Origin of the sequence: Cellulosimicrobium arenosum, from assembly GCF_014837295.1 — a bacterium.
In the GTDB taxonomy this organism is placed as follows: domain Bacteria; phylum Actinomycetota; class Actinomycetes; order Actinomycetales; family Cellulomonadaceae; genus Cellulosimicrobium; species Cellulosimicrobium arenosum.
In genome coordinates this window covers 39,868-61,159 of sequence record NZ_JACYHB010000017.1, presented here as the reverse complement: position 1 = coordinate 61,159, position 21,292 = coordinate 39,868, and the positions used below count along the sequence as shown (strand labels likewise).

The window sequence follows — 21,292 nt, the reverse complement described above, 5'->3', positions numbered from 1 at the left end:
GGGGCGGTGCCTCCCGACGGGGTCATGGTTCCGGCGTACAAGACGACCACAGACACGGGCGACCCGCGACTGTGGTCGTCCGGTTCGACGCACATCGTTATGTGACCGTATGCCTGCGGGCGGTACGTCGCATTCGCGCCGAACCTGATCATAGGCAGGCCGCGGGGCCGGTCGTGGGGCCCGTCGGGGGTCGGCCGTAGGCTGGTCCCGACGTCGACGAACAGGAGGCCGAGATGGCCGAGACCACCACCCGGAGGACGACGGGGACCGGGACCCGCGCGACGGTGGACGAGGTGATGGCGGAGATCGCCGAGCTCGAGGACCCCAGGATCCGCGAGGTGAACTCGCGGCACGGCGACGACCACGGCGTGAACCTCACCCGGCTGCGCGCGCTCGCCAAGCGGGTCACGACCCAGCAGGACCTCGCGCGCGAGCTCTGGGAGACCGACGACACCGCGGCCAGGCTGCTCGCGATCCTGATCTGCCGCCCGAGGGCGTTCGGGCGCGACGAGCTGGACGTCATGCTGCGCGGGGCGCGGACCCCCAAGGTGAGCGACTGGCTCGTGGGCTACGTCGTCAGGAAGAGCCCGCACGCCGACGAGCTCCGGGTGTCCTGGTTCGCCGACCCGGACCCGGCGGTCGCGAGCGCCGGCTGGGCCCTGACCACCGACCGGGTGGCGAAGGATCCCGACGGTCTCGACCTGTCCGGGCTGCTCGACGTGGTCGAGGCGGAGATGAGGGACGCGCCGGATCGCCTGCAGTGGGCGATGAACCACTGCCTGGCCCAGATCGGGATCTCCCACCCCGAGCACCGGGCCCGGGCGATCGCGATCGGTGAGCGGCTCGAGGTCCTCAAGGACTACCCGACGCCCCCCGGGTGCACGTCCCCGTACGCACCCGTCTGGATCGCGGAGCTGGTGCGCCGCCAGGCCACCGCGTAGGCGTCTCGGCGTCGCGGTGGAGCCGGACGCACGCAGGGCCCCTCGCGGACGAGGGGCCCTGCGGATGGGGTGAGTAACGGGACTTGAACCCGCGACCCCCTGGACCACAACCAGGTGCTCTACCTGCTGAGCTATACCCACCATGAGCCGGGCGCGTGCGCACCAGCCGTCAAGAAGTGTACCCGTTCGCCGCGGTCGGTCAGGACGTCGCAGAGACGTCGGCGGTGTCCGTCGCTGTGACGGTGCCCACCTCGCCCGCGCCCTCGCGGTGCGCGACGCTCGTCGCCGCGATCCGCCGGGCCAGCGCTCGCGCGGACTTCGTGTCCGGGCCGGGCTGCGGGACGAACACGGCCTCGCGGTAGTAGCGCAGCTCGTCGATGCTCTCGAGGATGTCCGCGAGCGCCCGGTGGCCCCCGTGCTTCTCGGGGGAGGCGAAGTAGGCGCGGGGGTACCAGCGACGCGAGAGCTCCTTGACCGACGACACGTCGATGATCCGGTAGTGCAGGTGGCTCATGAGGCCGGGCATGTCGCGGTCGAGGAATCCCTTGTCGGTGCCGACGGAGTTCCCGGCGAGCGGTGCCTTGCCGGGCTCGGGCACCCAGGTGCGCACGTGGTCGAGCACGATCTGCTGCGCCTCGTCGAGGGTGACGCCGTGCGCGAGCTCGTCGAGGAGGCCGGAGGTCGTGTGCATGCGCCGCACGAAGTCCCCCATCTGGTCCAGGGCCTCCTGCGGTGGGCGGACCAGGACGTCGACCCCCTCGCCGAGGACGTTGAGCTCGGAGTCGGTCACGACGGCGGCGACCTCGACGAGGGCGTCCGTGCCCAGGTCGAGCCCGGTCATCTCGCAGTCGATCCAGACGATGCGTTCGTTGGCGTTCACAGGACTCACGCGGGTCAGCCTAGCGGTGCACGACGGCGAAGGCCCCGGCGCGTCGGACCGGTGTGGTCCGTGAGCCGGGGCCTTCGGGTGCGGGCGCCGTGACCGGGTGGCCCGGTCCGGCGGGTGCGCGTCATGCGGTGCGTCGCGGCAGGCGTGCCTGCCGGGTGCGCGCGTTGACGCGGGTGGACGTGCGGCGCAGCTGTTCGCGGCGCAGCGTCTGTTCTTGGAGGAGCTCGCGACGGCTCAGCGCCGCCACGTCGAAGGTGATCAGGGGATGCACGGGACGTGCCTTTCGTGACGTCGGACTCGTGGGCCTGGCCGGGCCCTCCACCGCCCGGTACGGACCGGACGGACGCCACCGCGGTGTGTGACCACACAACCACGCGGCACGCGCGTGGTGCACCATGTTTTCGCGGGCGGCCGCTCGGCGGCGTCGGGTCGTGGTGTCCTGACGTGGCCGCCCGCGCTGCGTGGGGCCGCCGGCGTGCGTAGCCTCGCCAGTCATGAACGAGGCGGCGGCAGGGCGGTGGGCGGTGCGCGACGTCGTGGTGCTGGCCTGGCCCGGGGTGCTCCTCGTGGTGCTGGGTGTGGCCGCGTTCGCCGGCCTGCTCGACGCGGTGCGCGAGTCGGACGACGTCGCGACCTTCGACGACCCGCTGCTCGCCTGGCTGGTGACGAACCGCACGGCAGCGGCCACGACCGTGCTCACGATCGTCACGGACCTGTTCGGTCCGTTCGTCCTGCCGGTGCTCGTCGCGGTGGGTTGCCTCGTGTGGGCGCGGCGGTCGGGGACGTGGTGGGAGCCCGCCCTGCTGGCCGGTGCCATGGTCCTGGCGACGCTCGTGTCGACCGTGCTCAAGGCGGTGGTCGCGCGCCCCCGCCCGCCGGCGGAGTCGATGGTGGTGGCGGGCCTCGAGCGCTCGTTCTCGTTCCCCTCGGGACACACGATCGGCGCGTCGACGCTCGTCCTCGTGGGCGGGTACCTGATCTGGCACCGCCATCACAGCGGGCGGGTCCTCGCCGTCTGGGTGCTGGTGAGCGTGGTCGTGGTCGCTGCGGTCGCCGGCAGCCGCCTGTACCTCGGGTACCACTTCCTCACGGACGTGCTGGCCGGGTTCTCGCTCGCTGTCGCGGTGCTGGGCGTGGTCGTCGTCGTGAGCAGGTGGCACGACGCCCGGGCATCCGCCGCGGCAACGGGTTCTCGCTAAAGATATCTTGCGCAAGAAGTCTTTTGCGTCCTAGGCTCGTGGCCATGTCGACCCCGGACCACCCGCGCGGACCGCTCGTCACGTCGGACCCGGAACGGATGCGCGCGCTCGCCCACCCGCTGCGGCTGCGCATCCTGTCGCTGCTCGACGACGAGGGCGAGGTCACCGCGACACGCTGCGCCGAGGCGACGGGGGAGTCCGTCGCGAGCTGTTCGTTCCACCTGCGCATGCTCGCGAAATACGGGTTCGTGGAGCCCGGCGAGCGACGTGGCAAGGAGAAGCCGTGGCGCGCGGTCGGGCAGGGCCGCCAGACCAGGTTCGACCCCGCGGTCCCCGGGTCCCTCCCGGCGGCCGCCGCCGTCGGCGCCGCGCTCCTCGGGCAGGAGACGGACCGGGTCCGGGCGTGGCTGGAGAGGTCGGCGGGCGAGGAGCCCGGCTGGCTCCTGGCCTCCACGCTCACGACCGCCTCGTTCTGGGCGACGCGCACCGAGCTCGACGCGCTCTCGCGCGAGGTCGAGGCCCTGGTCGACCGGTTCGCCGGCCGCTCGGACGACCCGTCGCTGCGGCCCGCCGGGTCACGACCCGTGCGCCTGCTGGGTGTCGTCAACGCCGACCCTCCGGCGGCGGACCGATGAGCGAGGCGCCCGCCGTCGGGGCGCCGGCCACCGGGTCCGCTGCGGTGCCCGACCGGACGGAGACGAGAGCCGCGCTGGGTGCGCGGCCGTTTCGTCGGCTCACGGTCGCGTGGGGCTTCACGAACCTCGCGGACTCCGTGCTCGCGATCATCCTCGCGGTCTGGGTCAAGGAGCTCACCGGATCGAACGGTGCCGCCGGGCTCGTCTTCGCCGCCCTCGGCCTGCCCGCTCTCGCGGCCCCGCTGCTCGGTCAGGTCGCCGACCGCGTCTCGCGCCGGCGCATGCTCGTCGTGTCCTACCTCACGGGCGCCGCGAGCCTCCTCACGCTCCTTGCGGTGCGCGGGCCCGACCAGGTCTGGCTCGTGCTCGTCGTCACGGTCGTCTACTCGGGCGTCGGGTTCGCGACGGCGTCCGCACAGTCCGGCCTGGTCCGTGACCTGCTGCCCGACTCCGCGCTCGCCCTCGCCAACGGACGCCTGACGACGATCGACCAGGTCTTCCGCCTGCTCATGCCGGTGGTCGGTGCGGGTGCCTACGCCGTCGCCGGTCCGGTGCCGCTCGTCCTCGCCGCGTCGTCGGCCTTCGTCGTGGCCGCGCTCGTCATGGCGCGTGTCGCCGTCGTCGAGACCGCACCGACCGCGGCGCAGGACCGGGAGCCGTTCCTCGCCGAGGGCACGGCCGGCTTCCGCCACCTGCTGCGCACCCCGCCGCTCGGAGCGCTCACCGTCGCGCTGGTGGTCGCGTTCGGTGCCATCGGGCTGCTCAACGCCGTGAGCCTCGCGATCATCGAGGACGGCCTCGGACTGCCCCCCGAGCTGCTCGGTCCGGTCTCGTCCGTGCAGGCGGCCACGGCGATCGTCGCGGGCCTGACCGCCGCCCGGATGATCGGACGCTGGGGGACCCGCCGGTTCGTCGCCGGGTCGTTCGGGATCCTCGCGCTCGGAGTCGTCCCGGCGCTCGGCTCGAACCTCGTGGCCGTCGTGGTGGGGCTCGGCGCGGTCGGGCTCGGGGTCACCTGGGCCGTGGTCGGGTACGTCACCGAACGGCAGCTGCGTACCCCGGCAGTGCTCCAGGGCCGGGTGAGCGCGGCGACGAACATGCTCACCCACGTCCCGCAGCTCGTGCTGACCGTCCTGGGGGCGGCGCTGGTGGGGGTGGTGGACTACCGGGCGGTCCTGGCGGTCACCGTCGTCGGCCTCCTGGTGGCGGCGGCGCTCGCGCTGCGCGGGCGCGTCGTGCCCGCGCAGGCCCGCGGCGGACCTCGCGGTCGCTAGTCGTCGAACCCCCGCGCGCGCAGCGCGTCACCGAGCGCGTCCGCCTGCCGCAGCGCGCCGACGACGAGCGGTACGGCGTAGGCGCGCACGTCGTGCTCGCGTCCGCGCGCACGGCACGCGTCGCGGACCCGGGCGGAGAGCGCGGTGACGACCGGCACGCTGCGCACCGCGAGCGCGAGCAGCAGGGCGAGCCGCCCGACGTCGACCCCCACGTGACGCAGCGGGCCCAGCCCGCGCTCGATCGCCGCGAGCACGGCCGTCGTGCGTGTCGTGACCAGGACCAGTCCCGCGAGCGCCACGAGGGCCACCAGCCGCGTCGAGAGCACCACGGCCGCCGACGGACCGAGCGTGAGCCACTGCACGACGACCAGGACGGGCGCGACGACGCGCAGCGGCCGCACCTGCTCCCACGCCACCCCGGGCCCGACCCCGGCGGCCGCGTACAGCGCGGCCACGACGAGGACGGACACCCCGACGGCGACCGGGCCCGAGAAGGCCAGGAGCGCGGCGGAGGCGACGAGCAGCCCGAGCAGCTTGGCACCCGCGGACGCTCGGTGCAGGACGGACGTGCCGGGTCGGAAGGTGCCCGGCGTCGACCGGTCCGCTCGGCTCACCGGGCGACGTCCGGCTCGTCCGCGTCCACGAGGCGCCGGTAGTGCGCGAGGGCGGGGGCGGGTCCGTCGTCCGCGACGACGCGCCCGCCGTCGACCACCAGGATGCGGTCCATGGCGTGCAGGAGATCGAGGTCGTGCGAGACGAGCACGACCTGCTGATCGAGCGCAGCGAGCTCGGCGGCGACACGGCGCGTGTTGCGCAGGTCGAGCAGCGTCGTCGGCTCGTCCGCGACGACGAGACGGGGCTCGCCGACCAGGACGGACGTCAGTGCGAGCAGCTGCTTCTGCCCGCCCGAGAGCTGGTGTGCGGGGTGGTCGCCATGGTCCGCGAGGCCGTGCGCCTCGAGGGCCGATCGGACGCGCGCGTCGCGCTCGGGGCCGACCGGCACGTGTCGCAGCGAGTAGCCGACGTCCTCGGCGACGGTCGGCATGACGATCTGCGCGTCGGGGTCGGTGAACACGAAGCCGACCCGTCGACGCACCCGGGCACCGTCGCGGCGCGTGTCGAGGCCGTCGACGAGCACGCGCCCCGTCGTCGGCAGCACGAGCCCGTTGAGCAGGCGCGCGAGGGTGCTCTTGCCGGAACCGTTCGCGCCGACGACGCCGACGCGACGTTCGCGCAGCACGAGGTCGACCCCGCGCAGGACGTCCCGGTCGCCGAGGCGCACGTGCACGTCGTCCAGCTCGACGACGCACCCGCGGGGGCCGCCGACCGCGGGAACCGGCTCGTCGGCCGCGCGCACGGGTGCCGGGGCCGACCCTCCCCGACGCCACCTCACCGGACCACCTCGACGAGCGCAGCGACGCCCGTCCCGCCGCCGACGGCCGCGGTCGCCAGACCTCGCGCCCCTGCCGGAGCGCCCGCGCGGACCAGTCGCGAGAACAGCCGCACGACCGAGACCGCTCCGGTCGCGCCCCACGGATGGCCGAGCGCGAGAGCGCCGCCGTCCGCGCAGACGCGCTCGTCCCCGCCGAGCGGGTCGAGCCCGAGGGCGTCCGTCATGGCGAGGACCTGCGCGGCGAAGGCCTCGACGATCTCCACGGCACGGAGGTCCGCGACGGACCACCCCGCGCGGTCGAGCACGGCGCGGGTCGCCGGGACCGGTCCCCAGCCGGGCAGGGCCGGGTCGCAGCCCACGCTCGCGGTGGCGACGACGCGCAGCCCGGGCACGCGCAGGTCGCGCCGGACCGACTCCGGGACGACGGCGACGACGGCCGCCCCGTCGCTGACCGGGCTCGCCGTCGCCGCGGTGACGGTGCCGTCGGGCGTGAAGGCCGCGCGCAGGCGTCCGACGACGTCCGGGTCGAGCCGGCGGGCCCGCTCGTCGCGGTCGAGCCGGTCGCCCACCGGCACGGACTCGGGGCCGAACCGTCCTGCGGCGTGCGCGGCACGGGCGAGGGTGTGGCTGCGCACCGCGTAGGCGTCCTGGCGCTCGCGGGTGATGCCGCGGCGCCGGGCGAGCGCGTCCGCCGCGGCACCCATGTCGGGGTCGGCCCACGGGGCCGGCGTGAACGCGGCGCGCGCGTACGGCGTCAGGCCGTGCGGAGCACGGTGGGCGCGCTGCGGAGCACGCGACGCGCTCTCGGTGCCGCCCGCGAGGACGAGGCGCGCGTCGCCCGCACGGACCTGCTGGGCAGCGGCGATCACGGCGGCGAGCCCCGACCCGCACTGGCGGTCCACGGTCAGCCCGGGCACGCCCACGCCGAGCCCCGCGGCGAGCGCCGCGGCCCGCGCGACGTTGCCGCCCGGGCCGGTGCAGCTGCCGAGCACGACGTCGTCCGTGGGCGTGTCGTTCCCGAGCCCGCGCAGGTCGCAGGCCGTCGCGGCGAGGACCGCCGCCGCGAGGTCCGTCTCGGTGCGCTCGTGGTGGCCGCGACCGACGGTGCCGATCCAGGTCCGCCGCGCAGCGACGACCACCGGTGCGTGCTGGTCGGTCATCGCAGCGGCACCAGGTCGGAGCCGGACGTCTCGAGCTCCTCGAGCGTCTCGCTCAGGGCACCGCGGGCCGGCTTTCCCGAGGGCGTGCGCGGCAGCGTCGACGTGCCGTACCAGCGGCGTGGGCGCTGCGCGGGAGCGAGCGCCGAGCGCGCGACGCGCTCGAGATGGGCACGCAGCCCCGGGAGCCCGTCGCACTCCACGATCGCGGTGACGACGGCCCCGAACCGGCGGTGGGGCGTACCCAGCACGACCACGTCGCGCACACCGGGGACGGCGCGCAGGACGATCTCGACGTCCTCGGGGACGACCGTCGCGCCGCCGGTGAGGATCGCGCCGTCGCCCCGTCCGCGCAGGACGAGCGGGCCGGTTCCGGGCGGGTCCGCGAGGTCGCCCACAGTGGCCCAGGGCCCGTCGCGGCGCAGCGGTCCCGTGACGTGCGCGAGATAGCCGCTCGCCACCCAGGGGGAGCGGACCCACACCTCGCCGACGTGGGCTCCCGTGAGCGGCCGCACGTCCACCTCGACGCCGGGGAACGGCCGCAGCCCCCGGCCGTCGACGTCGACGGCCACGAACGACAGCTCCACCGCCCCGTAGTAGGTGAGGAGGCCGACGCCGTGGGCCGCGGCGCGCGACCGTGCGCCGGGGGAGACCGAGGCGCCCCCGACCACGGCACGGCGCAGCCGCGACGGGGCGCCGGCGTCGACCGCGTCGAGGATCGTGTCCAGGACCTGCGGGACCAGGTGCACGACGTCGCTGACCGCCAGGGCCGTGGCCGTCGCCGCGGGCGTGCGCGTCACGTACGCGCACGCGCCCGTCGCGAGCGCGTGGGCGACCGCGAAGAAGGACAGCGAGGACGCGAGGGGGCCCGGGACGAGCACCGTGTCCGTCGCCGTCGTGCCCGTGAGCCGCGTGACGTGGTCGAACGAGCCGGCCCACGAGGACCGCGTCCGCACGACGGCGCGGGGACGTCCGGTGCTCCCGGACGAGAAGCCGGCCCAGGCGAGATCGTCCGGCCGGGCGGCGCGGGCGGGGGCGTCGGTGCCGGACCCGACGGTGCCCCGCGGCAGCGGCACCTCGAGGAACGTGCGCGGCGCGACGGTCCGCAGGACCTCGGCGCGCTGCGCCCGCGACCATGCCGGGTCGCAGACCAGAGGTGTCGCCCCGGCGTGGTCGACGGCGAGGGCCGCGGTCACGAGGTCGACCGGATCCGCGAGGGAGACGGCGACGAGGTCGCTGGTGCCGGTCCCGGTGGCGCGCAGCTCGTGCGCCCCCGTCCGCACGTCCACGCCGAGCTCCGCGTAGGTGCGGGTGCGGTCGGCGGTGCGCAGCGCGGGTCGTTCGCGCGTGGTCGGGTCCGCGGCGTGGCGCAGGACCTGGGGGGCGACGGGCACCGGACAACTCTCGCAGGTGTCAGGCGCGCGGGCGGCGGGCGGCGGGATAGGCCCGCAGCACGCCGACGGTCACGGCGGCCGCGGCCACGGCCTTGATCAGGTCGCCGGGAAGGAACACGAGCGAGAGCTGCGCGGTGGTGGACACCGGGACGCCGGTCACGAGCGACTGGACCGGGATCCCGAACGCGTACACGACCGCGATGCCGCCGACGACGCACGCGCCGGCGACGCCCCAGAACGTGACCCGGCGCAGGTGGTCGACCAGCCAGCCCACGGCCGCGGCGCCGGCGAGGAACCCGAGCAGGTACCCCGCGGACGGCCCGACGAACGCGGCGAGGCCACCGCGCCCGCCGGCGAGCACGGGCAGACCGGCGGCGGCGAGCGCGAGGAACGTCGCGACCGAGAGGAATCCGCGCCACGCGCCGAGGATCGACCCGGCGAGCATCACGCCGAGCGTCTGGAGCGTGATCGGCACCGCGCTGCCGAACAACGCGACCGACCCGGGCATGCCCAGGACGGCGACGAGCGCGGCGAACGTCGCGATCCGGGCGACGTCGGACGCGTCGAGTGCGAACCGGCTCGCACCCCGGCCCGGCGCGGCCGACGGTGCGGCCTCCACCCGGTCGGTGGGGCCCACCGACCGGTCGGCAGCTGCGGGCCCGACGGGCACCGTGGTGTCGGCTGGCTCGGTGGGTGCGCCGGGAGGCGTCTGGGGCATGGTGCTCCACTTCCGTGCGGTCTGGTCGGTCGGCACGGACCACTCTGGTACGCGCGCGACGCCGTCGCCGTCGCGCAAGCGGACCACGGGGAGGGGCCGACCTGCAGGGAACCGCACAAGCGCTTGGAGGAATCCTCCGACCCTGACTGTCGGGAGCCGGGTTCGGGTGGAGGAAACCTCCATCCCGTGGTGACCGTCCGGTGTCAGACCTCGCCCGGGAGCGCCTTGCGGACGACCAACCGGGTCCAGGCGCCGACGTAGATCCGGTCCCCGTCACCGAGCTCCTGCCGCTGCCCCGGAGGAACGGGGTCGCTCGGGAGAGCCTCGCCCGCGGGACTCACGTACGTCCCGTTGGACGACTGCAGGTCCTCGACCCACCAGCGCTGACCGTCCGTCGTCAGCTGGCAGTGCCGACGCGACACCCCGGTGTCGGCGCCGCAGTCGACCAGCGGGTGGATGCCGCGCGAGACCGACGGGCGCCCGACCAGGACGCTGCGTTCGCGAAGCACCACGAGGCCCGGGAGGCCCGCCGAGGGCATCGGGTCCTCGGCCTGCTGCTCGGTGTACCAGTCCGGGTCGATCCAGATCTCCACGACCCACTCGTCCGGACCCGGTACCGGGGGCGCGGCCAGGTGGCCGCCCGACGGGGCAGGGCTCGTCCCCGAGGCCGTGCGCTCGTCGGGATCGTCGGACCCGGCCGACCCCGGGTTCGGACCCGGGGTCGGGTCGGGGTCCGAGACCGAGGGTGCGGCCGGGGCCGGTCGCCCGGGTGGCGTCGGCGGGTCGAGCGAGAGCGCGGACGGAGCCTCGACCGGGTCGGGCAGCGACCCGGTCGTGAAGTCGTAGCCGCAGTTCTCGCAGAAGAGCGCGCCGGACGCCGCCTCCGCGCCGCAGTGGGGGCACGCCTCGGGCGCGGCTGCGCCGGCCGTGGACCCGGCGACGGCTGCTCCCGGGTCGACGGCGGGAGCAGGGTCGGGGACTCCCATGGGCATGCCGCAGACGTCGCAGTAGTCCGTCGAGCCCGAGGCGTGCCCGTTCGGGCAGAGCGCGCTCACCGCCGGACTCGCGTGGTCTTCGTCGAGGCGGTGTCGAGCGCCATCTCGTCCAGCGTGGACGTGTTGCGCTTGAGCCGCACGGTCCCGTGCTCCTCGTCGTCGATGTCGACGACGCGGCGCAGCCGCGACGTCGCCTCGTCGTTGCCGGTCTCCTGCGCGAGCTGGACGGCCCGGCCCAGCTTGACCGTCGCGGTCGCCTCGTCGCCCGACGCCTTGGCGGCGAGCCCCTCCTGGATGGCGGTCGCGAGCTCGGTCTGACCCGTGTAGTGCGCCACCTCCGGGCTGATCCGGGTGGTGAGCGCCTCGTCGGCCGACCACTTGGCCTTGACCAGGCCCGACGACACGACCTCGCCGTTCACCGCGAGCTGGACGCGCGCGGCGAGCTGCTCGGACCCCACGGGCTTGGACGCGACACGCACCGCGACGTGGTAGTCGCGCGACTCGTCGCCCCACGACCCCGTGGGGTAGCCGCCGGTCAGGGGGCCGGCCTCGCTGCGCCGGGTCGTCAGGTCCTCCACCGTGGGCGCCACCTGGCGCACGAACAGCACGGTCGAGCCCTGCGGGGCCCAGACGCGCAGCTCGGCGGACGCGACCCCGCGTGCCATCGAGGCACGCATCAGCGCCTCGAAGTCCGCGGCGATCTGACTGGGGTCGGCGATGAGGTCGACCGTGCCGATCAGGGCGGTCGAGATCTCGCGCAGCTCGTCGACCTGCCAGCGCGAACCGACGCCGCGCGCGTCGCACTGGAAGTGGCCCGTGACGTCGCGCACCGCCGACGACAGGTTCGCCCGCGGCTCCGACTCGTTCTTCCCGTCGGTGAGCAGGATCGCGTGGCGCTGCGTCGACCGGGGGAGCGTCTCGAAGAGCTGGTCGGCCAGACGCAGCCACGTGCTCATCGCGGTGCCGCCGCCCGGCGTCATCATCGAGATCGCGCGCTTGGCCTCGGCACGAGCGCCGGGCTCCATCTGGACCATCGCCACGCGCGCGTTCGGGTACGGGAAGGCGCGGTTCGCGACGTGCGAGCCCCCGATGATGGCGAACCACGTGCCGTCCAGGATCTGGTCGACGGCGACCGAGGCGGCATGCTTGGCGGCCTCGATGTTCCGCCCCGACATCGAACCCGAGGTGTCGACCATGATGATCTCGGCGACGCCGCCGCCCGACTCGGCGCCGGCCGTGCCGGCGCCCGTGCAGGTCACCGTCACGATGGCGTGCACGTCGGTCGCGCCGTCCGACAGGAACTCGTTCTGGTAGACCTCGGCGGAGAACTCGGCCATGGGGGCTCCTTCGCTGTTGCTGTTCCGGCAGGTTATCGGGTGGAGGCGGATGCGTTCTCGTCCGGGGTGCCCGCCGCCGGTGCGAACCGGGCGAGGGCGACCGTGATGTTGTCCCGGCCACCCTGGGCGTTCGCCCAGCGGACGAGCGCGCCGGCGAGGTCTGCGGGATCGGGACCGTTCGCCCCGGGCTGCGTCCCGACGGCCTCCTGGGTGGCGCGCACGAGGGTCGCCATGTCGTCGGCCGGCGAGCAGTAGTTCCACAGCCCGTCCGAGCAGACCAGGACCCAGCCCGGACCCTCCGGGACGGTCGCTGCGGTGCGGGCCGCCGGGTCGGGGGCGTCCGGCCCGAGCCAGCGCGTGATGGCGTGCGCCTGCGGGGCGTTCTCGGCGTCCGCCCGCGGGATCCCCTGGGCGATCATCTCCTGCGCCCACGAGTCGTCGACGCTGAGCTGACGGGCGTCACCGTCGTCGGGCACCCAGTAGACGCGCGAGTCGCCGACCCAGCCGACCACCACCAGCGGGCCGTCGACGACGGCCGCGACGAACGTGCACGACGGCGGGTTGTCGCGGTCGGCCATCTCGCCGACCGTCGCGAGGATCGCGTCGTTGGCGACCTGGGACGAGCTCGCGACGAGCGCGCTCCAGCTCCCCATCCGGGCCGAGAGCGTCCCGGTGACCGGCTCCGCGCCGCCCGGGCCGCCACGAGCGAGGGCGTCGCGTGCCGCGGTCGCGGCGGCGAGGCTCGCGACGTCCGAGTCGGGGGCCGCGGACACGCCGTCGCACACGACGAGTGCCGCGAACCCGGTCGCGCCGGCGTCGGCCGAGGCGTGCAGCGCCATCGCGTCCTCGTTGCGGCTGTGCCGGATCCCCCGGTCGCAGACACCGGCGACCCACGTCGCGGGGATCTCCGACCAGTGGTCGCGCTCGGAGGCCGCGGGCTCGCCGCACTCGGTGCAGTAGCCGTCGTCGGCCACCGCGCCACCGCAGCGGACGCACGGCCGTGCGGCGGTCGCCGGGTCGGACGCCGGGGCCGTGGGCGCCGTGGTCCCCGACCCCGGCCCGGACCCGCTCTCGGCCGCAGGCGGGTCCGGGTCGATCACGAGGGGAACCTGCGCAGCCGTGCGGAGCGGTGTCCCGCACCCTTCGCAGAAGCGGCTGCCCGGAGCTGCGGACTCCCCGCACGCCGGGCAGTCGAGGGGGCCGTCGACCGGCTGGGTGGCGGGTCCCGGCCCCGCGTCCGCGCCGCTCATCGTGCGGTCCAGCGGCGGACGTCGTTCGCGCTGTCCACGAGCGAGATGCGCTCGTCGCGCGAGTCGGTCAGGGCGGCCAGCTCGCGGTACGCCCCTTCGAGGGCGTCGCGCAGCGCCGGCTCGTCCGCGGGGACGCCCGCGATCTGCGTGGTCGGCGACGGGCCGGACTGCGTGACGGTGTCGAGCGCGGAGCGCAGCACGCCCACGGAGAGCTCGGCCCGTTCCCGTGGTGCGATCGTCACCTGTCCGACGCTCGCCATCGCGTCGGCGAGGGCGGGCAGCCCTCGTCCGGAGTCGGCGAGCAGGTGTGCCCGCAGGACGCGCGACTCGACGTACGAGCTGCGCGTGGGCGTCACGAGGTCGAGCGCGTGCAGCGCCCCGTCGAGGTCGCCGCGGGCGCGCCGGATCCGGGTCAGCCCGAACGCGGCGGGCGCGGTGTAGTTCGCGTCCGAGCGCGCGCAGATCACGTAGAGCGACTCCGCGATCTCGGGCTCGGCGCTGAGCTCGCACGCGGTCGCGAGCGCGAGCTTGGGTGCGAGCTCGCCCGGGACCTGCCCGTAGACCGCGTTGAACGACGCGCGCGCCTCGACGACCTCGCCGCGCGCGAGGTTCTTGAGCCCCGCCACCCACGCGGCACGCCACTCCCACGGGTCGTCGGTGAGGATGTTCGAGATGGTGTTGTCGACGTCGCCCCACCACCGGGCCTCGAGCGCGGCACGCGCGATGGCGAGCCGGACCTCGATCGTGGACTCGGGGGCGTCCATCAGGGCCAGGATGCGGGCCTCGGGGTCGGCGATGTTCACCCCGGCGAGCCAGCTCGCCATCGGGTCGTGCTCGTCGCGCCGCAGGGCAGGCAGCTCGTCCCACGCCATGGGGCGCTCGGCGACGTCGGCGACCGGGGCGTCGAACAGGACGGACGCCGCGGAGTGCAGCGCGGTGCTCCCCGGTCCGCGGTCGGTCGCGACGACCTCGCGCAGCACGCCGACCACCTGGTGGCGCATCTCGTCGACCGTGGCGAACCGGTCCGCCGGGTTCAGGGCGCACGCCTTCGCCAGGAGCCGGTAGAACGAGTCGTAGGTCTGGAAGATCGGGGTGTCCGCGACCGGCGGCAGGGAGGCCATGTAGGTCGACGTGTTCCCGCGGAAGTCCAGGACGAGGGTCGCGAGCGTGCGTCCGATCGTGTAGATGTCGGACGCCACGGACGGGCCGACCTCGGCGACCTCGGGCGCCTGGTAGCCGACGGTCCCGAAGATCGCCGACGTCATGTCGTCCGCACGTCGCACGCCGCCCAGGTCGATGAGCTTGACCCCGTCGCCCTGCTGGATGATGTTGTCGGGCTTGAAGTCGCAGAACAGCAGCTCGTGGTCGTGCAGGTAGGCGAACGCCGGCAGGACCTCGAGCACGTACGCGAGCGCCTGGTCGACGGGCAGCGGGTCGACCGCACCACCGCTCTCCTCGCGGCGCTCCTGGAGGATCTCCTTGAGCGAGAGACCACCGACGTACTCCATGACGGTGTAGCCGGCGCCGTCGTACATCGCGAAGTTGTAGATCTCCACGATGAGCGGGTGCTCGACCTCGGCGAGGAACTGCCGCTCCGAGATCGCGGCAGCGTACGCGTCGGGGTCGCCCGAGTTGAGCAGACCCTTGAGCACCACCCAGCGGCCGTTGACGTTCTGGTCGCGCGCCAGGTAGATCCAGCCCAGGCCGCCGTGGGCCAGGCACCCGACGACCTCGTACTGCCCGCCGACGACGAAGCCCGGCTCGAGCTGGGGCGTGAAGTCGTAGCGGTTGCCGCAGTGCGCGCAGAACCCGGAGGTACGGCCGGGCTGACCGTCGCGCGCGCGCCCGACCTTCTCGCCGCACGCCGGGCAGTACCGCTTGCGCTCGGGGACCTCGGGCACCGCCATGACCGCCTGCAGCGGGTCGGTGACGGGCGTCGAGGGCACCGTCGTCAGGCCTGCGCCGAGGCGGTGCCCGCGCAGCCGGGTCGAGGAGGTCCCGACCCTCCGGGTCGCGGACGACCCCGTGGCGACCGTGCGGGCCGAGCCCAGCGCAGCGGTCGCGAGGCGGCTCGAGCTCGTGCGGCCCGTGCGTGTCGAGCGCTCGGCGTCGGGGTCGACGGCGCCGGTGCCCCGGGTCGCCGGACCCGCCTCGGCGAACCCGGTGCCGAGCATCGCGGACGGGGAGGCGGCGGTGGCGGACGTGCCGGTCGGGCTCGAGGTCGAGGCCCCCCCGTCGGGCGACATGCCGCCCGCGGGAGCGCCGCACACGTTGCAGTAGCCGTCCTCGATGGTGCCCGGGCAACCGGGCTCCGAGCACGGGATGGTCGCAGTCGTCACGACGGCGCTCCTTCCGGGGTGGGCAGGTCTCGGGCGAGGAACTGGTACTGCTCGACGAGGAACCGCGCGAGCGTGACGTCGCACGGGACGGCCTCGACGGCATCGCGGGCCTCGGTGAGGCCGGCACGGACGGTGGGGGAGGCGGAGCGGCCGTTCGCCTGCGCCTTCGCCGCGAGACCCTCGAGGCGGTAGCGCAGCTCGGCGCGCTCGCGCAGCGGGGCGGCGTAGGCGTCCTCGACGTGCTCCATGGCGCGACCCACGGTCGCGAGGCGACCGGCGTAGGCGTCGAGCTCGAACCGTGAGTCGGGCACCGGTCCGAGCCGAGAGACGTCCGGGACGGCGAGGCGCGGCGGACGGGCGATCTCGCGCCGGCACCGTGCGACCAGGTCGTGCAGCACGGGTTCGCGGGCCTCGAGCGCGTCGCGCTGGGTCGACGTGCGCGCCTGGTCCCGGGCGAGCTCGCGGCGCTGCGACGAGCCGACGATCAGGTCGCGCTCGGCGCGCGCGGTGTCCGCCTCGAGCTCGGCCAGGGGACCCGACACGTCGGCACCGCGCGTCGCGCGCTCGGTGACGGATTCGAGCCGACGGCGGAGCGCCTCGACCCGTCCGCGCGCCTCGGTGTCGGGGCCGGCGAGGTCTTCGCACCGCACCAGCTCGGCGCGCAGACCGCGGAGCCGCGCGACGTGGTCGGCGGTGTGCGGGTCGAACGACAGCCGGGTGCGCAGCTGCACGACGAGCGCGTCGCAGAGCTTGACGGCCTCCACGAGCGAGACGAGCGCCGCTCCCGACCCGGAGTCGAGGCGGCCCCAGATGAGCCGGGACAGCTTCTCCCGCGCGACCGCGTCGACCCGTCCGGAGTCCCACGCGACGCGCATCTCGTCCGTGCGCGTACGGATCGCCTGCCACAGGGTCAGCGCCAGCACGAGGTCCGAGGTGTACGCGTCCGGGGTCGCAGCGGCCTGAGCGGCCGCGTCGAGCCGGTCGAGCTCGGTGCGCCGGTCGTCGAGCCAGGTCTCCAGCGCGCCGAGGTAGGTCAGGAGCTCGCGCGCGGGGATCGCCTCGCCGAGCTGCCCGGGCGCCTCGGGAGCGGTGGTGCGGCTCACGGGGCGCGACCGTACACCGGCTCCGGCGGCTCCGGTGCGGGGCCGAGCTCGGCGAGCCAGCGGTCGTACAGGTCGGCCCACGTCCCGTCGGCCACCATCTGTTCGAGCACCCCGTTGACGAACCGCACCATGTCGACGTTCTCGGGCGGGATGCCGATGCCGTACGGCTCGTCGCTGATGGCCTCGCCCACCACCTTGGCGTACGGGTCCTGCGCGGCGAAGCCCGCGAGGATGGTGTCGTCCCCCGTGATCGCGTCCACCTGGCCCTGCTGGAACAGCACGAGGCACTGTGTGTGCGTCGCAGCCGGCACGGGCTCGATCCCCGGGTACTCCTCGAGCCGGGTGAGCGTCGTGGTGCTCTCGGGCGCGCACACCCGCTCTCCCTCGAGGTCGTCGATGCCCTGCGCGTCCGAGTTGCGCGCGACGAGCACCTTCTGGCCCGCGTGGTAGTACTCCGCGGAGAACGCGATCTGGTCCCAGCGCTCGCAGTTGATGGTGAAGGCCCGGGCGACGAGGTCGACGTCGCCGTTCTCGAGGACCTCGATGCGCTGGCCCGAGGTGATCACCCGGAACCGGAGGCGGTCGGGGTCGGCGAAGATGGCGCGCGACACCTCGTGCAGCACGTCGATGTCGAAGCCCTCGATCGTCCCCGACAGCGGGTTGCGCGAGCCCATGCGCAGCGTGTCCGCGGACACGCCGACGACGAGCGAGCCGCGCTCGCGGATCTCTGCCATCGTGCTGCCCGACGGCAGCGAGCCCGGTGCCGGCAGGTCGCCCTCGGGCGCGTACGACGCGAGCGGGTCCTCGCACTCGACGGGCGCGGTGCTCGACGGCGCCGGTGCTTCCTCCTCCGCCGTGGGCTCGGGCGCCTCGAGGCGCAGGTCGTCGGCACCGGTCGGTCCCGAGCACGCGGTGAGGAGCAGCAGCGCGGACGCGAGGCCCGTGCCGATCGCCGCGCGCGCCCTGGCGCCACGGCGGGTGCTCGTCCGACGGGTCGTGGTGCGGGGTGTCGTGCTCACCGGTACTCCTCCAGTCGTGCTGTGACCCCGCGCCAGGCGAGAAGTGCCGCGACGAGCCCGGCCGCCAGCAGCAGCCAGCCGGCGACGGCCGAGGTCGTGCCGGCCGAGGCGAGGTCGTCGCGCGTCTGGGCTGCACCCGCCTCGATGTCCGCCCGCGCCGCGTCGGAGAACGCGGCGAACGCGGCGTTGGGGCTGTCCTCGCCCGTGCTCGTCGCGAGCTCGACGGCGGCGTCCCAGTCGCCGCCGTCGTCCAGCGCCCGGATCTCGGCGTGCTGCGCGACCCAGTCGTCCAACGCCGTCGCCGTCGTGTCGTCGAGCACGCCGTCGGACTGCGCCGTGTCCAGGCGCTCGGCCGCGTCGGCGGTCGCCTCGACGAACGCGTCCTCGTAGGACTGTCCCGACCCGCGCTTGATGAGCGTGAAGGCCTCCATCGACTTGGCGTCGTTCCCGAGCGAGTACGCCTGCGACGCGGCGAGCGTGGCCGCGTAGGGCCCGTCGCGCACGTCGTGCGCGCGCGAGCTCGCGCTCGAGAGCATGATCGTCCCGGCGACCCCGACGACGAGGATCAGCCCCGTCGCCACGGCGAGCCCGACGTTCAGGACCCGGTGCGTGCGGCGCGCGAGCCACATCTGGCAGACGACGAGCACGGCGAGCGCGACGAGGGCACCCGCGAGGACCCACAACGCGTTGCGCACCCCGGAGAAGTCCGCGGCGACCCGGTCGGCGTCGTCCACCACGACCTCGTCGAGCGCGGGGAGCATCTGCTCGCGCAGGATGGTCGAGGCCTGGTCGAGGTAGGCGGCGCCGACGGGGAAGCCCTGGCGGTTGTTCGCACGTGCCCGCTCGACGAGACCGGTGTAGACGGTGAGGTCGGACGCGACCTGACCCAGCAGCTCGGAGTCGGCCGCGTTGCTGCCGGAGAGCTCCGCGAGGCCGGCCGCGGCGGTGTCGACGAGGTCGTCGTAGCGCGCACGCTGCTCCGTCGGCTCGAGACCGCCCACGAGGAACGACCCGGTCGCGGTCGCGTCCGCGGCGACGAGGGCGTTGCGGACCTCCTGCACCCCCACGAGCTGCGCCGAGTCCGCGCTCGCGGCCTCGAGCGCGGACGACTGGACCCGGCCGGCCTGGAAGCCGAGCAGGCCCACCACGAGCGTCGCGAGCACGCACAGCACGAGGACGAGCCGCAGCTGGCCCGGGGTGCGGCGCAGCGCGCCACGGGCCCGGGCCATGCCCGTGCTCGCCGCGGCAGGGGCCGGGTCGGCGCCGCCGGGGTCGGGGTCGGTGCGGTGCGGCGGCGCTGCGCCCTGGACGGGCGGGCTCGCCGGACGGACCGGGGTGCTCGTCATGCGTTCTCCTCGGCTGTGGAGGGCTCGGTCGACTCCGCCGACTCGGCCGTCTCGATCGTCGCGGGATGGTCGTCGGACGCGGTGCCGGGGGGCTCGAGGGTCGCCAGCAGCTCCGGCGCTCCCTCGCCGTCCACGAGGTCTGCGGGCTGCAGCAGGCGCAGCTCGTCCAGGGTGGGCTCGGCGACGTCCTTGAGGCGCCAGGCGTGCCGAGAGATCGCGGCGTCGAGCACGTTGCGCGCCCAGCGGGCGTTGCCGAACCCTTCGGTGCGGGGCTGGGCCCCCGCGAGCCGCTCGAACACGTCGAGCGCGCCGGGCGCGGGCTCGAAGTCCGCCTGCGCGGCCATGCTCGCGAAGATCGCGCGCAGCTCTGCGTCGGTGTAGTCCTCGAACGTGATCGTCGTCGCGAAGCGTGACTCGAGGCCGGGGTTCGTGGCGAGGAACTCGCCCATCGGCCCGGGGTAGCCCGCGACGACGACGACGAGCTCGTCGCGGTGGTCCTCCATGTCCTTGACGAGCGTGGTGATCGCCTCGGCGCCGTACTGGTCCTCCGCGAGCCCGTAGGCCTCGTCGACGAACAGCACGCCGTCGATCGCGGTCGCCACCGCCTCCGAGGTCTTGACCGCCGTCTGGCCGAGATAGCCCGCCACGAGCTCGGAACGGTCCACCTCGACCAGCTGGCCCTTCGCGAGCAGACCGAGCGCGCGGTAGATGCCCGCGACGAGCCGGGCGACCGTCGTCTTGCCCGTGCCCGGGTTGCCGAGGAAGACGAGGTGGCGCGTGAGCGTCGGGCGGGTCAGCCCGGCCTCCGTGCGCAGCTTCTCGACGCGCAGCAGCTCCGTCTGCCGGTGGATCTCGTCCTTGACGCGAGTCAGCCCGGTCAGCGCGTCGAGGTCCGCGAGCAGCTCCTCCAGCGTCGGCAGCGGCTCGTCCCGCGTCTCGCCCTCGGCCGCGACGGCCGCGTCCCCCGTGCCCGACGTCGCAGCCTTGCCCGGGCCGGTGGCCGCCGGCTGGTGGTCGGCCGGCGGCTGGTCGGCCGGCGGCTGGTCGGGCGAGGCGGTGGAAGTGGTGCGCCCGAGCGCGTCGAGGATCCCCGCCACGGACGGCACCTGCGGCGGCGCGGAGCGGGTGATGCCGGCGAGACCGCCGAGCGCGGACAGGTCACCGAGGTCGAGGGACGACCCGCCGCCGCGGGAGGTGAGAGGACCGCCCCGGGGGCGGGCCGGCGGCGGGCCCGGGAGTCCGGGGACGGGCGAGCCGGTAGCGGGCCCCGCGGCCGCGGTGCGCTGGACGGACGCCGTCGCCGCGGCACTGCCCGCGACGTGCCGGCCGGGGGCGCCGAGGGTCGCGGCCGACGCCGCGACGTCCGCCAGCGCCTGCCCGTACGCCGCCGCGTGGGTGGAGCGCGCGGCGACCAGCCCGGCGAGGACGTCGGTCGGCGCCGATCGCCAGCGGCGCGCGCTGGACGCCGCGGTGAAGAACGCCCCCGTCGCTCCCGGGTCGCGACCGAGCGCGGCGAGCCAGGCCGCCGGGGCCCCGGCGGACGACTCGGCGACGGCCGCGGCGAGGCGCGCGCCCTCGTCGAGCGCGGCGTCGGGGTCGACGCCCGCGGCGCGCGCCGTGTCGGCGAGCGTGACGAGCGTGGCGGCGAGGTCGGGTGCGCTCGTCACGGGGCCTCCAGTCGTCCGTGGGTGGTCGGCGGGCCGCCCGCCGGGGGAGAGCCGGGCTGCGGGGTACCGGCCCCGGCGCCCGGGGCCAGCGCGATCGAGGAGTCGCGAAACTTGTCCGCGAGGAACGCGCCGTGGGCGACGAGCGCCGCGGCGTCGGCGCGCGAGACCGCGTCGGAGATCTTGTCGAGCGTGACGCCGAGCAGGTCGAGCTGGTCGCACAGCAGCATCAGGGACGTCTTGCCGTTCGCCACGACCCGCCGGTCGGCGAAGTCGCGGGGCAGCCGCAGGTACGCGCCGACGGCCTCCGGCAGGTAGCTCGTCGCCGTCGCGACGACCGTGTGCGCCTGCTGCGACCCACCGCCGACGCGGTCCAGGCGCGGCACCATCTCCTCGACCGTGCCCGTGATGCGGTGCACGCGCGCGGTCACCGCCGGCGGCACCCGTCCCTCGATCTGCTGCTCGACGCGCTCCGCGGCCGCGAGGATGTCCGCCGCCGTGGGCGGGGCCGGCAGCGCGAGCGCGGGGGGCTCGTCGGGGCGCCCCGCCAGACGCCCGATGACGTCGGAGAACCAGCCCATCTACGTCTCGCCCATCCGTTCGCGTCGTCGGTGCCTGATCGGGGTGGTGCCGGTCGTC

Annotated in this window: 20 protein-coding genes and 1 tRNA gene; 4 read left to right on the top strand and 17 right to left on the bottom strand. The window is 75.1% G+C overall.

Annotated elements, in window-relative coordinates:
* The first annotated feature begins 233 nt into the window (after window positions 1–233).
* Window positions 234–941, top strand: a complete 708-nt coding sequence (locus tag IF651_RS16435; protein ID WP_191830203.1) for a DNA alkylation repair protein — start codon at window positions 234–236, stop codon at window positions 939–941.
* 65 nt (window positions 942–1,006) lie between these two features.
* On the opposite strand, the gene IF651_RS16430 is transcribed toward IF651_RS16435, so the two are convergent.
* The 3 genes from IF651_RS16430 to IF651_RS16420 all read right to left on the bottom strand — a co-directional run bounded on the left by IF651_RS16430 (window position 1,007) and on the right by IF651_RS16420 (window position 2,101).
* Window positions 1,007–1,082: transfer RNA gene (locus IF651_RS16430), tRNA-His, on the bottom strand.
* A gap of 58 nt (window positions 1,083–1,140) precedes the next feature.
* Window positions 1,141–1,830, bottom strand: coding sequence for an oligoribonuclease (orn, locus tag IF651_RS16425; protein ID WP_191830202.1), 690 nt, complete (start codon window positions 1,828–1,830; stop codon window positions 1,141–1,143).
* A 121-nt stretch (window positions 1,831–1,951) separates the two neighbouring features.
* Window positions 1,952–2,101, bottom strand: a complete 150-nt coding sequence (locus IF651_RS16420) for a hypothetical protein (protein ID WP_191830201.1) — start codon at window positions 2,099–2,101, stop codon at window positions 1,952–1,954.
* A 223-nt stretch (window positions 2,102–2,324) separates the two neighbouring features.
* Here IF651_RS16420 and IF651_RS16415 point away from each other — a divergent pair, with 223 nt between their 5' ends.
* Genes IF651_RS16415 through IF651_RS16405 form a run of 3 tightly spaced genes read left to right on the top strand, consistent with a single transcriptional unit; the run spans window position 2,325 to window position 4,938 of the window.
* Window positions 2,325–3,029, top strand: a complete 705-nt coding sequence (locus IF651_RS16415) for a phosphatase PAP2 family protein (protein ID WP_191830200.1) — start codon at window positions 2,325–2,327, stop codon at window positions 3,027–3,029.
* A gap of 44 nt (window positions 3,030–3,073) precedes the next feature.
* Window positions 3,074–3,664, top strand: a complete 591-nt coding sequence (locus tag IF651_RS16410) for an ArsR/SmtB family transcription factor (protein ID WP_191830199.1) — start codon at window positions 3,074–3,076, stop codon at window positions 3,662–3,664.
* Window positions 3,661–4,938, top strand: a complete 1,278-nt coding sequence (locus tag IF651_RS16405) for an MFS transporter (protein WP_191830198.1) — start codon at window positions 3,661–3,663, stop codon at window positions 4,936–4,938. The genes IF651_RS16410 and IF651_RS16405 overlap by 4 nt, the downstream gene beginning before the upstream one ends.
* Here IF651_RS16405 and IF651_RS16400 read toward each other — a convergent pair.
* From IF651_RS16400 to IF651_RS16335, 14 genes are all read right to left on the bottom strand, one after another.
* Window positions 4,935–5,552, bottom strand: coding sequence for a CbiQ family ECF transporter T component (locus tag IF651_RS16400; RefSeq protein ID WP_191830197.1), 618 nt, complete (start codon window positions 5,550–5,552; stop codon window positions 4,935–4,937). The two genes, IF651_RS16405 and IF651_RS16400, sit on opposite strands and share 4 nt — an antisense overlap.
* A complete protein-coding gene (locus IF651_RS16395) occupies window positions 5,549–6,235 on the bottom strand; it encodes an energy-coupling factor ABC transporter ATP-binding protein (RefSeq protein ID WP_191830223.1) in 687 nt (228 codons plus the stop codon). Before IF651_RS16395 ends, IF651_RS16400 begins: the two co-directional genes overlap by 4 nt.
* A 92-nt stretch (window positions 6,236–6,327) precedes the next feature.
* Window positions 6,328–7,491 (bottom strand): thiolase family protein, encoded by a 1,164-nt coding sequence (locus IF651_RS16390; protein WP_191830196.1) that lies wholly within the window; start codon window positions 7,489–7,491, stop codon window positions 6,328–6,330.
* Entirely contained in the window at window positions 7,488–8,882 is a 1,395-nt protein-coding gene (locus IF651_RS16385; protein WP_206715365.1) for an AMP-binding protein, read from the bottom strand. Before IF651_RS16385 ends, IF651_RS16390 begins: the two co-directional genes overlap by 4 nt.
* A gap of 19 nt (window positions 8,883–8,901) precedes the next feature.
* Entirely contained in the window at window positions 8,902–9,600 is a 699-nt protein-coding gene (locus tag IF651_RS16380) for a biotin transporter BioY (RefSeq protein WP_191830195.1), read from the bottom strand.
* A 203-nt stretch (window positions 9,601–9,803) separates the two neighbouring features.
* Entirely contained in the window at window positions 9,804–10,655 is an 852-nt protein-coding gene (locus IF651_RS16375) for an FHA domain-containing protein (RefSeq protein ID WP_191830194.1), read from the bottom strand.
* Complete coding sequence (locus tag IF651_RS16370) at window positions 10,652–11,932, bottom strand: VWA domain-containing protein (protein WP_191830193.1); 1,281 nt, start codon at window positions 11,930–11,932, stop codon at window positions 10,652–10,654. Before IF651_RS16370 ends, IF651_RS16375 begins: the two co-directional genes overlap by 4 nt.
* 32 nt (window positions 11,933–11,964) lie before the next feature.
* Window positions 11,965–13,182, bottom strand: coding sequence for a protein phosphatase 2C domain-containing protein (locus tag IF651_RS16365; RefSeq protein ID WP_191830192.1), 1,218 nt, complete (start codon window positions 13,180–13,182; stop codon window positions 11,965–11,967).
* Complete coding sequence (locus IF651_RS16360; RefSeq protein ID WP_338404019.1) at window positions 13,179–15,521, bottom strand: tetratricopeptide repeat protein; 2,343 nt, start codon at window positions 15,519–15,521, stop codon at window positions 13,179–13,181. The genes IF651_RS16365 and IF651_RS16360 overlap by 4 nt, the downstream gene beginning before the upstream one ends.
* A complete protein-coding gene (locus IF651_RS16355; protein WP_191830191.1) occupies window positions 15,518–16,624 on the bottom strand; it encodes a hypothetical protein in 1,107 nt (368 codons plus the stop codon). The genes IF651_RS16360 and IF651_RS16355 overlap by 4 nt, the downstream gene beginning before the upstream one ends.
* The gene (locus tag IF651_RS17910; protein ID WP_191830190.1) at window positions 16,621–17,643 is read right to left on the bottom strand and encodes a transporter substrate-binding domain-containing protein; all 1,023 of its coding nucleotides are present in this window, start codon (window positions 17,641–17,643) and stop codon (window positions 16,621–16,623) included. The genes IF651_RS16355 and IF651_RS17910 overlap by 4 nt, the downstream gene beginning before the upstream one ends.
* A complete protein-coding gene (locus IF651_RS16345) occupies window positions 17,640–18,989 on the bottom strand; it encodes a hypothetical protein (protein ID WP_191830189.1) in 1,350 nt (449 codons plus the stop codon). Before IF651_RS16345 ends, IF651_RS17910 begins: the two co-directional genes overlap by 4 nt.
* Window positions 18,986–20,656: an AAA family ATPase gene (locus IF651_RS16340; protein WP_191830188.1), complete on the bottom strand. Its 1,671-nt coding sequence runs from the start codon at window positions 20,654–20,656 to the stop codon at window positions 18,986–18,988. The genes IF651_RS16345 and IF651_RS16340 overlap by 4 nt, the downstream gene beginning before the upstream one ends.
* Window positions 20,653–21,234 (bottom strand): hypothetical protein, encoded by a 582-nt coding sequence (locus IF651_RS16335; protein WP_241744541.1) that lies wholly within the window; start codon window positions 21,232–21,234, stop codon window positions 20,653–20,655. The genes IF651_RS16340 and IF651_RS16335 overlap by 4 nt, the downstream gene beginning before the upstream one ends.
* Window positions 21,235–21,292: the final 58 nt, after the last annotated feature.

Bases quoted from the DNA above. Each gene is read 5' to 3' on its own strand.
- IF651_RS16390 (WP_191830196.1), bottom strand. From the start codon at position 7,491: ATGACCGACCAGCACGCACCGGTGGTCGTCGCTGCGCGGCGGACCTGG.
- IF651_RS16405 (WP_191830198.1), top strand. From the start codon at position 3,661: ATGAGCGAGGCGCCCGCCGTCGGGGCGCCGGCCACCGGGTCCGCTGCG.
- IF651_RS16365 (WP_191830192.1), bottom strand. From the start codon at position 13,182: ATGAGCGGCGCGGACGCGGGGCCGGGACCCGCCACCCAGCCGGTCGAC.
- IF651_RS16380 (WP_191830195.1), bottom strand. From the start codon at position 9,600: ATGCCCCAGACGCCTCCCGGCGCACCCACCGAGCCAGCCGACACCACG.
- IF651_RS16370 (WP_191830193.1), bottom strand. From the start codon at position 11,932: ATGGCCGAGTTCTCCGCCGAGGTCTACCAGAACGAGTTCCTGTCGGAC.
- IF651_RS16415 (WP_191830200.1), top strand. From the start codon at position 2,325: ATGAACGAGGCGGCGGCAGGGCGGTGGGCGGTGCGCGACGTCGTGGTG.
- IF651_RS16410 (WP_191830199.1), top strand. From the start codon at position 3,074: ATGTCGACCCCGGACCACCCGCGCGGACCGCTCGTCACGTCGGACCCG.
- IF651_RS16345 (WP_191830189.1), bottom strand. From the start codon at position 18,989: ATGACGAGCACCCCGGTCCGTCCGGCGAGCCCGCCCGTCCAGGGCGCA.
- IF651_RS16335 (WP_241744541.1), bottom strand. From the start codon at position 21,234: ATGGGCTGGTTCTCCGACGTCATCGGGCGTCTGGCGGGGCGCCCCGAC.
- IF651_RS16435 (WP_191830203.1), top strand. From the start codon at position 234: ATGGCCGAGACCACCACCCGGAGGACGACGGGGACCGGGACCCGCGCG.